11 protein-coding genes are annotated in these 13,666 nt (G+C 63.9%); 8 read left to right on the forward strand and 3 right to left on the reverse strand.

Features of this window, described 5'->3' with window-relative positions; all coding sequences use genetic code 11:
* Positions 1 to 58: 58 nt before the first annotated feature.
* Complete coding sequence (locus tag llg_RS15345; RefSeq protein ID WP_338285561.1) at positions 59 to 1,300, reverse strand: hypothetical protein; 1,242 nt, start codon at positions 1,298 to 1,300, stop codon at positions 59 to 61.
* 658 nt (positions 1,301 to 1,958) lie between these two features.
* Here llg_RS15345 and llg_RS15350 point away from each other — a divergent pair.
* Positions 1,959 to 2,861 (forward strand): AraC family transcriptional regulator, encoded by a 903-nt coding sequence (locus tag llg_RS15350; protein ID WP_338285562.1) that lies wholly within the window; start codon positions 1,959 to 1,961, stop codon positions 2,859 to 2,861.
* A 65-nt stretch (positions 2,862 to 2,926) separates the two neighbouring features.
* On the opposite strand, the gene llg_RS15355 is transcribed toward llg_RS15350, so the two are convergent.
* Positions 2,927 to 6,514, reverse strand: a complete 3,588-nt coding sequence (locus llg_RS15355; protein ID WP_338285563.1) for a PVC-type heme-binding CxxCH protein — start codon at positions 6,512 to 6,514, stop codon at positions 2,927 to 2,929.
* A gap of 304 nt (positions 6,515 to 6,818) precedes the next feature.
* Here llg_RS15355 and llg_RS15360 point away from each other — a divergent pair, with 304 nt between their 5' ends.
* Positions 6,819 to 7,613: a protein-disulfide reductase DsbD domain-containing protein gene (locus tag llg_RS15360; RefSeq protein WP_338285564.1), complete on the forward strand. Its 795-nt coding sequence runs from the start codon at positions 6,819 to 6,821 to the stop codon at positions 7,611 to 7,613.
* A 77-nt stretch (positions 7,614 to 7,690) separates the two neighbouring features.
* On the forward strand, positions 7,691 to 8,287 hold the full coding sequence (locus llg_RS15365) for a redoxin domain-containing protein (RefSeq protein WP_338285565.1): 597 nt from the start codon (positions 7,691 to 7,693) through the stop codon (positions 8,285 to 8,287).
* A 77-nt stretch (positions 8,288 to 8,364) separates the two neighbouring features.
* On the opposite strand, the gene llg_RS15370 is transcribed toward llg_RS15365, so the two are convergent.
* Positions 8,365 to 9,582, reverse strand: coding sequence for a cysteine desulfurase (locus llg_RS15370; protein WP_345789203.1), 1,218 nt, complete (start codon positions 9,580 to 9,582; stop codon positions 8,365 to 8,367).
* A 261-nt stretch (positions 9,583 to 9,843) separates the two neighbouring features.
* Here llg_RS15370 and llg_RS15375 point away from each other — a divergent pair, with 261 nt between their 5' ends.
* The 5 genes from llg_RS15375 to llg_RS15395 all read left to right on the forward strand — a co-directional run bounded on the left by llg_RS15375 (position 9,844) and on the right by llg_RS15395 (position 13,641).
* Positions 9,844 to 10,086 (forward strand): hypothetical protein, encoded by a 243-nt coding sequence (locus tag llg_RS15375; RefSeq protein WP_338285567.1) that lies wholly within the window; start codon positions 9,844 to 9,846, stop codon positions 10,084 to 10,086.
* 63 nt (positions 10,087 to 10,149) lie between these two features.
* A complete protein-coding gene (gene dnaB, locus llg_RS15380; RefSeq protein ID WP_338285568.1) occupies positions 10,150 to 11,589 on the forward strand; it encodes a replicative DNA helicase in 1,440 nt (479 codons plus the stop codon).
* A gap of 77 nt (positions 11,590 to 11,666) precedes the next feature.
* Positions 11,667 to 12,149: a hypothetical protein gene (locus llg_RS15385; RefSeq protein WP_338285569.1), complete on the forward strand. Its 483-nt coding sequence runs from the start codon at positions 11,667 to 11,669 to the stop codon at positions 12,147 to 12,149.
* A gap of 56 nt (positions 12,150 to 12,205) precedes the next feature.
* Entirely contained in the window at positions 12,206 to 12,982 is a 777-nt protein-coding gene (gene lpxA / locus llg_RS15390) for an acyl-ACP--UDP-N-acetylglucosamine O-acyltransferase (protein WP_338285570.1), read from the forward strand.
* Between the two features lie 38 nt (positions 12,983 to 13,020).
* Positions 13,021 to 13,641, forward strand: a complete 621-nt coding sequence (locus llg_RS15395) for an LON peptidase substrate-binding domain-containing protein (protein WP_338285571.1) — start codon at positions 13,021 to 13,023, stop codon at positions 13,639 to 13,641.
* Positions 13,642 to 13,666: the final 25 nt, after the last annotated feature.

The following is a 13,666-nucleotide window of genomic DNA, read 5'->3' on the forward strand; positions in this document are numbered from 1 at the left end:
ATAATCGGACAAAAACAAGCAATGATGGGGAGTAATACGAATAGGGTAGGCGGAGCTTTCAAATTCCGCCAATGGCGGTGCCGCCCTTCACTTCGAACACCGGACCTTGGAGCGCGGCGGCAGGCCACTGGTCCTTGAAGAAATTCTGCTCTTCGGCGGAGAAGTCGGAGGTGCGGAAGATCGGCAGATTGGGCAGGCCGCTGGCTCCCTTCGTAAGGTCCTGGTCCTTGGCCTGGAGCAGGACTCCGGCGGCGAAAATGCCACCCTCGTCCCCGATCAGGATGTCCACGGTGACCGTCTGTCCGGCGCGGATCTGGAACCAATCGCCGGCGAAGACGGCGGCTCCCGGTTTGCCCTTCAGGTTCGCACTGCCGAGGCTTTCCCGCTTCTCGCCGGTATAGCCGTGGTCGGAGGCGTCGAGCCGGACATTCCCGTTCACACCGACGACCAGGCAGTTGTCGCCCCAGCCGACGAAGCGGAACATGCCGCTCTGGCTCGGCGTGACATTCGCGGTGTAATGGGCGATCCACAGGCCCGGCGCGGTGTCCGGGGCTTTGAAGGCCTTTCCAGCTTCGGTGTCCGGCACCCCGGGGAAAAACGCGGCGCGGGTGCTCAGGCGGACGGGCGAGGTGTAGTGGGGAATGGTCCTTGGTTCGCGCCACGAGCGCCCTTTCGTGAACTCCTTCACGATCTTCGCGGCGGTGGCGGCATCCAGCGCTTTCACCCCGGTCGGCTTGCCGTCCTTGTCGCGCTTGAAATCATAAAACGTCCCGGTGAGCCCGGCTTTCTTCGGATCCGGCAGCATGCCGAAGGGATTGAATTTTCCGGCTCCTCCGCCGAGGCCCGGTCCCATGCCGTTGCCAAATCCCGTGCCTTGCCCGTCGCCGCGGCCCCCACCGGAGCCACTGCCGCCGAGACCGCCCGAAAGCCCACCGGAGGTGAGGGTGCCCACCGAGGACATGGAGGATGCCGCATCCGGCTCCGGAAGCGTGAAGGTGCTCGCCGTGCCCTTCGCCGCCAGTCGCGGGGCATTCGGCATCGCGATCGTGGCGCGTTGCTTCCGGTTGCTGACGTCCTTCACGCCCGGCGACCCACCACCACCGCCGCTCGGCATGAAGTCCACGTCCTGCTTCTTCTCCGGGATGATCTGGAAGATCCACACCACGCCGATGAGCAGCAGGATGGCGTGGACGATGATCGAGATCGAGAGCGAGCCGCCGCCCATCTTTTTCCATATGGAGGGGGTGGCGGATCGCTGGGAAACCGGCTCTTGCGGAGGTTGGGAAAGGGGCTGGGTCATGACGGGACAAAAGAGAATGAGCCCCTATAATCTGCGGGATTTTGCCCGACCCATCAAACCGCTTGAGTCCTTGGATTGCGCCGATCCGGCGACCATGTGATCGCCCGCATTTCCGATGGCCATGGGAGTCGACGCTACCGGAACGAGTCGCCGCAATTCGCAGGGACACCGAAGGGGGTAACCACGGAGCATGAGAAAGGTCGGAAGCATAGATGCTTGGAAACGGGAGATCCGTGGTTCGGACCGATTTTGCAAACGGGGTGAAGCGAACGGTATTCCTCTCCCTCCGCTCTCCATGAAGGCGTTCCCGGTCACAAACCAACGACTTTATAGGTACGCTCCAAAATCCGATTTATCCCATACTCGCTGCACAAATTAGCGATACTCGCTTCACGTCCCGGACTGAGCCCGCCGAACGCTGGATTCATTCGAGGGCGACCGGCAACGGCGAGGGTATCGTCAACATCGCAATGCCGAGCACGCCCGGCTCTTATGCCTTTCAATCTCCCTTGGGGGCCATGAAGGCAATTTTTCATTACCTTTCGATCATACCGGTATCGTTCCGGATGATTGCCTCGGTCCGGTGGTGGCGCTACCATCATTCTCTCCCATTCTTTGTGAAAAGATGCCGTTCCCTCGCCGGTATGGCGCAATCCTCATGAGCCTACACGAACCATTCCACCATGTGCTGCCGGTCCGCGAGGACCTGTTCAACGGTGGTCTCTACGTCACCCACGTCGGCTGGGAAAAGGTGCTGCCGGGCGAGCCGTATCCGAAACAGCGGCATCATCCGGAGTTCTATTGGCACTCCTGGGAGGAGGGCCGCGTGCTGCCGGAATTCTGTCTCGCCCACGTGATCGAAGGCCGTGGCGAATCGCAGACTCGGCAGGGACAGCGGAGGCTCGAAGCCGGGAGCACCTTCTTCATCTGCCCCGGCGAATGGCATCGGCATCGCCCGGATCCGGAGATCGGATGGTCGCTGGTGTGGATCCATTTCAATGGCGGGGTGCCGTGCCGCTGGGTCGCCGATGGTGCCTTCGGTGCGAACCACAACTTTCCCGTCATCGAGAATCCGCGATTGTTCCGTGAAGAGTTCGAGCGGCTGCTGCTCAAGGCCCACGCCGAGCCCACCCGGAACTCGATCCATCTCTCGTGGATGGCCGTCGGCCTGTTGTCCCACTTTTGCGAATCGAAACCGGAAGATCCGAAGGAACCCGAGACCACCACCGGTGACGCGCTGGTGGATGCCGCGGTCCAGCACATCTGGAATTTCAGCCACGGCATGCTCGATGTGCCGGGCGTCGTCGCCGCGGTGGGAGCGGGACGCCGCACGCTGGAGCGGCGCTTCCTCGCGGCGAAAGGCCACAGCTTGCTGGAAGAAATCCAGCACTGCCGCTTCACCCGCGCCGCGTGGCTACTGGTGGAAACGGACCTGCCGGTGAAGGTGATCGTGGGCCGCGCCGGCTTCGGCAGCCACGAGCAGATGCGCCTGGTGTTCCGGAAGCGCACCGGTGTTTCTCCCGAGGCCTACCGGGAGGCCGAGGGCAGCGCGCGGGCATGAAAAAGGCGGCCCGGACTTTCGTCCGGACCGCCTCATCTCATCGGGCTAGCAAAATCGGCTCGCGCTTACTTGCGGAGTTCCCCGGCCGTCCACATCGTCGTGCGCTTGTTGGCGGCACGGGCCTTGGTGACGGTGGCGACATCAACGGCGGCGGCGTCGTTGTCCCAGCTCTGGCGGACGTAGGTCAGCACATCGGAGATCTGCTGGTCGTTCAGGTTCGAGAGCGGGGCCATGATGTTGTTGAACTTGTGCTCGCCGACCTGGATCGGTCCCTGGAGACCGTTCAGGACGATGTTGATCGGGATGCCCGGATCGCCGGTCAGCCAATCGGAGCCATCGAGCGGCGGGAAGGTTTCCGGCACACCCTTGCCGTCCGGACCGTGGCAGGCGATGCAGATCATGCTGAACACCTCGGCGCCACGCTTGTGGACCTCGGCATCCGGCTTGAACTTCTTCACCTTCGCGACCTCGGCGACCGGAGCGGTGCCGATGGCGGCCACCAGGGCCTTGCCGGTTTCATCGCCGCGGCGGTTGAGCGCGTCCACCGCGGCCTGCTTCTGGGCGGGAGTGCCCTTCGCGGCTAGGAAGGTGGCGACCGGGGTCACCCAGCCGGTGAGATCATCCTTGGTGCCGGCGGAACCGGTTTCCACCAGGGAGACGTCATCCCAGTAGGCGGTGCCGGTGGAGCCACCGTAGCCGCCGAAGAGGCAGTGGATGAGGATCTGGCTCTGGTCGCCGGTGTCGAACTCGGACTGGACCTGGGTCCAGTCCTTGGTGCCGGTTACCGCCTGGGTGGAGGCATCCATGCCGTGGACGTTCATCATCGCGCCGCGGCCGCCCTTGTTCTCCAGGTTCTGGGTCTTGATCCAGCCGGAGAGGCGGTAGTGGGTGTTCGGCTTCACGTTGACCTCGATGCCGGCACCCACGTCGGCGCGGGCGCTGCTTTCAATCTTCAGGCAGGTGCCACCGCTGCGGCCACCATCGCTGACGGTCATCTTCACCGAATCCGGACGGTCGGTGACGTAGGAGCGGAGCGTCCAGCCGGTCGGCTGGTCACCGGCCTTCTGGGAGAAGTCGGCGTTCGAGATCAGGTTTGGAGCTGGAGCGGCTTCCTGCTTCTTCTCGCCGACCGGGAGTTCCGTGGCGGCAGCCACCAGCACACCGGAGGCCTGCAAGCGGGCACCGATCTGCCAGGCATCGCGCAGCACCGAGTCCTTGGAGAACTGATCCTGCTGGGCCTTCAGCGTGGCGAGGATCGCCTTGCCGGTTTTCTCGGACTGGGCGGAATTGCCGAGCGCGACGAGCGTTTCGGCAAGCTCGCGGCCATCCGAGGCCTTCACGAGGCCGTCCTGGATCACCACGTCGGCGACGGTGCTGTCACCGGCCGGAGCGGCTTGGAGGGCGGCACGGCGCAGGCCGCGGTCTTTCGAGGAGAGGGCGGTCTTGATCAGCTCGGCATCGACCAAGCCGAGGCCGGCGAGGGAGTTGAACGCCTGGACGGCACCGGGTTGGCCGGAGGACACGAATTCCTTCAACGAGGCAGCCATCGAGGTGAGCTTGTTCTCCACGATCAGGCGCTGAGATTGGAGACGCCAGAACAGGTTCGGGTGCTTCAGGCCGGCGGCGAGGGAGGCCGGGTTCTTGATGTCCAGCTTCGGATTCGCCTCGTTGGCGGAGCCCTTCGGGTAGACGCGGTAGATGCGGCCGGCGTGGCGGTCGCGGATCGGGGATTCGTAGGCGTTGCCGCGGCCGGTCTTCGCTTCCAGACCCGCGGACTTCACGCTCGGGGTCGGGTTGTGCTGGATGATGAGGTTGTACCAGTCGCACACCCACACGGCACCGTCCGGACCTTCCTCGGCGCAGACCGGGGAGGACCAGGCATCGGCGCTGGAGAACAGGTTGTTCGGAAGCTGCTTCGAGATGAACTTCGCGCCGTTGCGGGTCACATCGAACTCACCCACCAGCTTGCCGGTCGGCTCGCACACGAAGGCGATGCGGTCCTTGTAGGATTCCGGCATGCGGGTGGAGGTCACGAAACCGTGGCCGGCACCGGCGGTGTAACGGTCGAACTGGTCCACCTGGCGGATGTCCAGCGAGCTTGGGAAGAACATCGGGTTGTTGTCGCCCGCCGGGGTCTTCGACTGCGGCAGGTTCACGGCGGCGTACTGGGCCTTCGAGAAGGTGTAGAACCAGGAGGGGTTGCCGTTGGCGGTGGAACCGAGCACGTCGAAGTCCGAGGTGAAACCAAGACCCCAGGTGTTATTGGTGGTGCTCTGGAGCACTTCCAGCTTGGAGGCATCCGGCTTGAAGCGGAAGACCACTTGGTTGAACGAGTGGTGCTCGCCGCCCACGGTGCCGTCGAAGCCCGCGTAGCCGATGGTGGCGTAGATCCAGTTGTCCGAGCCGTAGCGGAGGTTCGAGACACCGGCGTGGGTGTCATGGACCTTGAAGCCGGAGAAGAGCACCTTGCGGACATCGGCCTTGCCGTCGCCGTTGGTGTCCTGGAGGAACAGCATCTCCGTGCCGTTGGTGCAGATCACACCGCCGTTCGCGCAGACCAGTGAGGTCGGCAGGGAGAGCTTGTCGGCGAAGACGGTGAACTTGTCCGCCTTGCCGTCGCCGTTGGTGTCCTCGCAGATCTTGATGCTGTCGTGGCCGAGGTCATTGGTCTGGATGTTGTTCGGGTAGTCCACGGTCTGGACGACGTAGGCGCGGCCCTTTTCATCCCAGGCGACATTGATTGGATTGACGATGTCCGGTTCGCTGGCGAAGAGCGAGATCTCGAAACCCTGCGGCACCTGGGCGAGCTTGATGGACTCGGCCGGCGGCAGCGGTTTCTGCGCGCGGGTGATCATCTGGTGGTTGCGGTAGCCGGGAAGCTGCACTTCCTCGGTCTCCAGGGCCGGCAGTTTCAGAGCGAGCACCTTGGCGCGCACCGAATCACCCACCGCCCACATGATGCCGCGGCGGAGCAGGTCCTCGAACGCGGGCTGGGACCAGCAGCGCATGTCGTGGCCGTAAGCGGTGTAGAACACGCGGCCCTTGCCCTGGTTGCGGGTCCAGCTCCACGGCTCTTCCTCGCGCTTCTGGAGCAGGGTGCGGTCGTTGGTGAGCTTGTCGTGGACGTAGGTTTCATCCCAGGTCTCGAAGCCCTCGAAGCCTCGCATCACCGGATGGTTCGCGTCGACGATGGTGGTCTTGAAGACCCCGGTGCCGTGGGACTTGAAGTGGCCGCCCACCAGGCCGAGGTAGGCGTCCGAGTTTTCGAAACAGGCGGAAGCGCAGTGGATCGGCAGGAAGCCGTGGCCGGCCTCGACGTATTCGACGAGCGAGGTGATGGCCTTCTGCTGATCGCCGGTGACCTTCGGCCAGTTGCCGTAGAGCAGCACTGCGTCGTAGCGGTTCAGCTCGGACGGATTCAGGTCGGCGAGGCTTTCGCTGTAGCTGAGGTTGATGCCGGAAACCCCGAGGTGCTTCTTGGCTTCACGATAGCGCTCGATCGGATCGTGGTGGGGACCATTGGCGGTGGGTGCTCCGAAGAAGAGCACCTCCAGACGGCGGGCGTTTTCCTGGGGCATGACAACACCGGCGGGGGCCGCGGAGGCCATGCGGGCGATCAGCAGGAATGAGGTGAATATGAAAGCAGCTTTCATGAATGGAATGGGGCAACGCCATGTGGCGCGATGGTTCTTTCATGCTGTACGAGGAACGCCAAAACAGCTTGTAGGAATCCGTTAATGGTGTGTATTTTTACGCCATTAGGTGAATTGAGGTGGCTGCCTGGGTTCACGGCTAATCCCTAGGATAGCCTTGGTTGAACGGATGTTCTAGCCCATTCTTGGAATGTCGTTTTTCGCCAAGGCGGGCAGGCAAAACTACCTCGTCCGGACTAGTGCCGGGGTCGTTTTTCAAGGGCGGACTTGCCCTTCCCGGGATTCGCGCAAGAGTGCGGTCCTGATGAAATTCCTTTATACCCTCGCATCCTTGGCGGTGGTGTCCGGTGCCTCCGCCGCCACCCATTCCGGGCATGCCTCGGCGGAGCTGGTCGCCGCGTCTTCTTCTTATCAGGGCGCGAAGCCGGTGGAGGCTGCGATCCGGCTGGTGGTCGATCCGGAGTGGCACACCTATTGGACGAATCCCGGCGAGGGCGGGATGAAACTCGGGATCGAGTGGAACCTTCCGGAAGGCTGGAAAGCGGGGGAGGTGGGGTGGCCCGTGCCCGGCCGCTTCATGACCGGGGAGCTGCCGGGTTTCGGCTACTTCGGCGAGATCATCCTGCCGGTGACGCTCACCCCTCCGGCGGACGCGAAAGGGGAGGTGAAGATCGGCCTGAAAGTCGATTGGCTGACCTGCAATGACTCGGCCTGCATCCCCGGGGATGCAGCGCTGGATCTCTCGCTCACCGCCGCCGATCCGGCTCCGACTCCTTCTGCGGCGCTGATCGCAAAGGCGAAGGAAAAGGTGCCGCGCCCGGTGGAGGGACTGGTGCTCGACGTGAAAGAGGACGGCAAGAATCTGGTGCTGACGCTTACGGCTCCCGCGGCCAGTGATCCGGCGGCGTTCCAAGCATTCCCCGCAACGCCCCAGGTGGTCGATGCGGCGGCGAAGATCCAGTTTGCCAAGACCGGGGACGGCTGGACCGCCACGGTGGCGAAGAGCGAGTATCTCAGCGGCGCTCCCAAAGCCCTGGAGCTGGTGTTGGACGGCGGCAAGCTGCCTCACCCGGCGAGGGTGGTGTGGGAGAAGAAATGAAATCTTCCGCGAAAGTCATTGGACAAAACCGACGTCCTTTCCACGTTACGGACGGATATTCCCATCCACCAACCTCAATGAAAACGCTCATTACCTCCGCCATCGCGGGCATCGTTGCCCTCGCCGCCGCCCATGCCGCCGACGTCGGCAAGCCCGCTCCGGACTTCTCCGCGAAGGACGCCAAGGGTGCCACCGTTTCCCTCGCCGACCTCAAGGGCAAGGTCGTCGTGCTCGAGTGGAACAACTTCGGCTGCCCCTTCGTGAAGAAGCACTACGGCAGCGGCAACATGCAGAAGCTCCAGGAAACCTACACCGGCAAGGGCGTGGTCTGGCTCACCGTGAACTCCTCCGCCACCGGCAAGGAAGGCTCCCTCGACGCCGCCGCGGCGCTGAGCAAGACCTCCGAGGAAAAGTGGAAGGGCTCCCACTACCTCATCGATGGCGATGGCAAGGTCGGCAAGGCCTACGGTGCCAAGACCACCCCGCACATGTTCGTGATCGGCAAGGACGGCACGCTGGTCTACAACGGCGCGATCGACTCCAAGCCCACCCCGAAGCCGGACGACATCGCGTCCTCCGAGAACTATGTGGCCGCCGCCGCGGATGCCGCGCTCGCCGGCAAGCCCGTCACCACTTCCAAGACCGAGCCCTACGGCTGCGGCGTGAAGTACTAATCGGATCGTAGATCATCCGGATTTTCCCAAGGGACGGCGCGAGCCGTCCCTTTTTGTAGCTGGCAGCGCCGCTAGGGCTACCCCAGCATCAGCGCCGCTTTCTTCACCGCGGAGACGAGTGCGGCCACGTCCTCCTCCGTGTTGTAGAGCGCGAACGAGGCGCGGGTGGTGCCGGTGATACCGAAGCGTGCCATCAGCGGCTGGCAGCAATGGTGGCCGGTGCGGACGGCCACGCCCATCTGGTCCAGCAGGGTGCCGAGATCGTAGTGGTGCACGCCCTTGATGGCGAAGGAGAGCGCGCCCGCGCGGTCGTCCGGGCCGTAGAAGCGGATGCCCTCGATATCCGAAAGGGCAGCGGCAGCGGCGCGGATGAGCTTCGTTTCGTGAGCCCGGATTGCATCGAGGCCGATGCCATTCACATAGTCCAGCGCGGCCGCGAGCGTGATGCCTCCCTCGATGTTCGGGGTGCCGGCCTCGAACTTGAACGGCAGGTCGTTGTAGGTGGTTTTCTCGAAGGTGACCTCCTTGATCATTTCGCCACCGCCGCGGAAGGGCGGGATCGCTTCCAGCACGGAGCGCCGTCCCCACAGCACGCCGGTGCCGGTGGGCGCGTAAACCTTGTGGCCGGAGAAGGCGAGGAAGTCGCTGCCGAGCGCCTGCACATCCATCTTCAGATGCGGTGCGGCCTGGGCGGCATCGATCAGCACCAGCGCGCCCGCGGCTTTCGCCTTGGCGGTCATCTCGACCACCGGATTGACGGTGCCGAAGGCGTTCGAGATCCAGTTGAAAGCCACGAGCTTCGGCTGTTCTTCCAGCAGCTTCGCGTAGGCGTCCTGGTCGAGCGAGCCGTCGTCGTGGCAGGGAATCACCCGCAGCGTCGCGCCGGTCTGCTCGCACAGCATCTGCCACGGCACGATGTTGGAATGGTGCTCCAGGGTGGAAATCAGCACCTTGTCGCCGGGGCCGATCAGTCCGGAGCGGGAGAGAGAGACGGAGACCAGATTGATGCCATCGGTGCAGCCGGAGGTGAAGATCACCTCGTCCGGGGATTCGGCGTTGAGGTGGGCGGCGACGGTATTCCGGGCGGCCTCGAAGCCCTCGGTGGCCAGGCGGGCCAGGAAATGAGCCCCGCGGTGGATGTTCGAATTGGTCTCCTCGTAGTAGCGCCGGGAGGCCTCCAGCACGGCCAGCGGTTTCTGGGTGGTGGCCGCGTTGTCCAGATACACGAGCGGGCGACCGTTCACGGTTTGGCTCAGAATCGGGAAATCACGGCGAAGGGAGGCGGCATCCAGCATGGCGTGCGGGGACCATGGCATGGGAGATTCCACCCGCCAAGGCTTAGGGGCGGATTTGAAAGGTATGGCGGTTTGGCCACCTGTTCACTTGGCGCTCCACCGAACCGGTCCCTAAAATCCGTCCGTTCATCCGTGAACCCGGGCACGGCGTTCCCGGATGAACGGACGGATTTTAGGTCGGTGGCCGGGGGAGGTGGGTTGGAGGAATTCCGCCCGGAGATTGTAGCGGACTCCTTCGATGGGACGCGCTATCCCTTTCCCATGGAGGGCGGGAAGAAAATCTGGTTTCCGGCGAAGCGCTACGGTTGGGGATGGGGGCCGCCGGTGTGCTGGCAGGGCTGGCTCGTGCTCGGCCTTTGGACCGCAATGGTGGCGGTCGGCGCGATCTGGCTGCGGGAAAACCTTTCTGCCTACTTTCTTTTCATGGCGATTGAAATAATCGCTTTAATCGCCATTTGCTGGTGGAAAGGCGAGACTCCGAAGTGGCGCTGGGGTGGAAAATAGATTCATAGGAGGGGTCGCTGATTGACCCGGGGGGAGGGCATCGGGCATGCTCCCGCCCCGCTGATGCCGCCCGAGATTCTGAGTTCCCCGTCCGCCGCTCCCTCCCTCCAACAGTCCTCGACCGCGGTGGAAGACGTGATGCGGTCGCTGCCTCATGCGCTGGGGCCGGAGAAGAGCATCCTCAGCTCCATGCTTCAGGACGGGCAGGAGTACATCGGCGCGGCGATCGAGGAAAAGCTCACCAAGGACCACTTCTACCTTCCGGCGCACGCCACCCTCTACGGGTTCCTCGTGGATCTCTACGAGGCCGGACAGGAGGTCGAACTCGTCTCGCTGGTCCAGAAGCTGCACGACAAGGCGCTGATCGACCACGTCGGCGGCCCGTCCTCGATCTACGATCTTTTCACCTACGCGCCGTCCGCGGGGCATTTCCGCCACCACCTCCAACTGGTGAAGGACAAGCACGTCCTGCGCGCCATCATCCAGACCGCGAACTCCGCCATCGCCCGCGCCCACGAATCCCCGGACGAGGTGAACGAGCTGCTGGATTCCGTGGAGGCCAGCGTGCTGGGCATCCGCGAGGGCTCGGAAACGAACAAGGCTCCGAGCACCAAGCAATCGGTGACGGAGGTCATCGAGCAGTTCGAGGCGCTCCTTTCCGGCGACCGCGGCGCGCAGGGCATTCCGACCGGCTACGAGATGCTGGACAAGATGTGCAGCGGCCTGAAACCCGGTGAAATGTTCGTCGTCGCGGCCCGTCCCTCGATGGGTAAGACCTCGTTCATGATGAACATCGTGGAGCACATCTGCATCGACCAGGGGAAGCCCGCGATGGTGTTCTCCTGCGAAATGAGCACGTTCCAGATCGTGCAGCGTCTGCTGTTCTCGCGTGCCCGTTTCGCCATGAGCCAGCTCAACCGCGGCTACACCCCGAGCAAGGGCGACCTGCAGCGGATCCAGCGCGCGGCCTTGGAAATTTCCGCCGCGAAGCTGTTCGTGGACGATACCGCCGGCATCACGATCAACGAGATGCGCGCCAAGGCCCGCCGCAAGAAGCGCGACGAGGACATCCAGCTCATCGCGATCGACTACCTCCAGCTCATGAAGTCCCGCACCAAGCAGGCGGAAAACTCCCGTGAGCGTGAAATCGCGGAAATCTCCGCCGGCATCAAGGGCCTGGCCAAGGAACTCGGCATCCCAATCGTCATCCTCGCCCAGCTCAACCGTGGTCCGGAAGGCCGAACCGGCAAGAACGTCGGTGTGCCCCGCATGTCCGACCTCCGTGAATCCGGCTCCATCGAGCAGGACGCCGACATGGTGGGCCTGCTCTACCGAACCGCCTACTACGCCGAGGACGCCGAGGCAAAGGCTGCCGAGGAAGGCCGTGCCGAGCTGGTGCTGGCGAAGAACCGTAACGGTGAAACCGGCCACATTCCGCTCACCTTCATCGCGGACCTGATGCGCTTCGAAACCGGTCGCCCGGCGGATGAGCCGCAGTCCTGACGTCGTTCTTGAGACAAAAAGGGGCTGTCATCCGGCACGCCATCCGCTAGAAGGGCCCTGTGTTTCAAACGCGATCCATGGTTCTGGCGGCGGTCTGCCTGATGCAGGCGAGCTGCGCCACGCACTACTACAACGTCCGGGAAGAGCGGGAGGCTCCGGTGCTGGCGAAGCGTCTGGAAAGCCCGATCAACCGCGCCCCCGCCGATCCAGCCGGTCGTGTGCTGGTCCATTCGGGCATCGCCACCTTCCGCGGCTACAGCCGCCCACCGGCGAAGGCTCATGATCTCGGGGAAACCACGCCCGCGAAACGTCCGCGGCTCGCGCTCTACACCGCCGGCCTGTGGCCCGCCAAGACACCTGCGAGCCGCACCCTGCGCCTGGTGGAGAAAACGCCCGCGCGGGACAAGGTCACCGACTATCAACTCCAGTATGTGAAGCGCGTTTCCATCTGGGAACGCTTCCGGTTCCTGCACGATGACGAGCGCGTGCTCGGCCGAGCCCTCGCCTGGTCCTACGCCAAGGACCGCCGTGCCCACACCCCGGCCCGGGATCGCGAGTAGGCAAGTTTCCGCACTTCTGCGTTTCCAGTGGCGGAGCCGGACTCCAACATCCGGGCGTGCCGCAGATCCATCCCTCCGCCCTCGTTTCCCCGGAAGCCGTGATTGCCGATGACGTGGTCGTCGGTCCCTTCACCGTCATCGAGGCCGGGGTGAAACTGGCCGCCGGTGTCCAGATCGCCGGCCATGTCTGCATCTCCGGGGACACCGAGATTGGCGAGGGCAGCGCCATCGGCTGGGGCTCCGTGGTCGGGGCCGATCCGCAGGACCTTTCATTCGATCCCGCCACGCCCTCCGGGGTCCGCATCGGCCCGCGCAACACGCTGCGCGAATACGTGACGATCCACCGCGGTTCGAAGCCCGGCGCCTACACCATCATCGGCACCGGGAATTTCCTGATGACCGGCGTGCACCTCGCCCATGACGTCCAGATGGGGGACAACAATGTGCTCGCGAACAATGTCCTGCTCGCCGGGCACATCCGCATGGGAAACCGCGTGTTTCTCGGCGGCGGGGCGGGCCTCCACCAGTTCATCCGCGTCGGGGATTTCGCGATGGTGCAGGGGAACTCCGCCATCAGCCAGGACGTGCCGCCCTATTGTGTCGGATATGGTTCGAACCAGATCGCCGGCCTGAACGTGGTGGGACTCCGCCGCGCGGGCTTCGATGCGGAAACCCGCGCTGAGATCAAGGCCGCCGCCAAGTTGCTGCTGCTCTCCCGTCTTCCGATTTCCGAGGCGCTGGCGGAAGCGGGACAGCGCGAGTGGAGCCCGGCCGCGAGGCTGTTGATCGATGCGGTGGCCTCGCCTTCGAAAAAAGGCGTGATTGTCCGCTGATCCGGTGGAAGGTGCCGCTGTTAGCCAGACGCTTCTTCATGTCAGCCCTCCATCTTCCCGAGACCTGCGGCGTGATCCTGCTGCCGGATTGCACCCTGTTCCCGCACGGCGGCCTGCCGCTCCGCATCTTCGAACCGCGCTACCGGAAGATGCTGGAGGACGCCATCGAAGGGTCCGCTTTTTTCGCCGTCGCCCGCCTCACCGGCGAGGAAACACGGAATCCCGCCGAATGCACCGACAAGATCGGCACCATCGGTCTGGTCCGTGCCTCCCACGAACTCGAGGACGGAACCTCGCAGCTCCTGCTCCACGGCGTGATCCGCGTGAAGTTCACGCACTGGCACCTGGACAAGCCCTATCCCTATGCGACGATCGAACCGCAGATCACCTTCTTCGAGCCCGAGTCCCAGGCCGAGGCGGCGGTCAAGACCCTGCGGGGCGCGGTGGAGGACGCCATCCGCGAGCTGCCGGACGATGTGAAGCAGCAGGTGATGACCCTGCTTTACCGCGCCGATGAGCCGCCGCTGCTCACCGACATCGTGGCCCAGCAGTTCATCCACGATCCGGAACTGCGCCAACGTATCTTGGAAACGGATTCCGCCGGCAAGCGCATCGGGATGATTTGCGAATACCTCCGGAAGGCGACGGCGCGGGAGTAAGTGCCGTTTTCCGGAGGACATATGT

The sequence above is a fragment of the Luteolibacter sp. LG18 genome (assembly GCF_036322585.1).
Classification (GTDB): Bacteria; Verrucomicrobiota; Verrucomicrobiia; order Verrucomicrobiales; family Akkermansiaceae; genus Luteolibacter.

Excerpts from the sequence above, each read along its gene's own strand:
- llg_RS15345 (WP_338285561.1), bottom strand. The coding sequence starts at position 1,300 with ATGACCCAGCCCCTTTCCCAACCTCCGCAAGAGCCGGTTTCCCAGCGA.
- llg_RS15350 (WP_338285562.1), top strand. The coding sequence starts at position 1,959 with ATGAGCCTACACGAACCATTCCACCATGTGCTGCCGGTCCGCGAGGAC.
- llg_RS15355 (WP_338285563.1), bottom strand. The coding sequence starts at position 6,514 with ATGAAAGCTGCTTTCATATTCACCTCATTCCTGCTGATCGCCCGCATG.
- llg_RS15360 (WP_338285564.1), top strand. The coding sequence starts at position 6,819 with ATGAAATTCCTTTATACCCTCGCATCCTTGGCGGTGGTGTCCGGTGCC.
- llg_RS15365 (WP_338285565.1), top strand. The coding sequence starts at position 7,691 with ATGAAAACGCTCATTACCTCCGCCATCGCGGGCATCGTTGCCCTCGCC.
- llg_RS15370 (WP_345789203.1), bottom strand. The coding sequence starts at position 9,582 with ATGCTGGATGCCGCCTCCCTTCGCCGTGATTTCCCGATTCTGAGCCAA.
- llg_RS15375 (WP_338285567.1), top strand. The coding sequence starts at position 9,844 with ATGGAGGGCGGGAAGAAAATCTGGTTTCCGGCGAAGCGCTACGGTTGG.
- dnaB (WP_338285568.1), top strand. The coding sequence starts at position 10,150 with ATGCCGCCCGAGATTCTGAGTTCCCCGTCCGCCGCTCCCTCCCTCCAA.
- llg_RS15385 (WP_338285569.1), top strand. The coding sequence starts at position 11,667 with ATGGTTCTGGCGGCGGTCTGCCTGATGCAGGCGAGCTGCGCCACGCAC.
- llg_RS15395 (WP_338285571.1), top strand. The coding sequence starts at position 13,021 with ATGTCAGCCCTCCATCTTCCCGAGACCTGCGGCGTGATCCTGCTGCCG.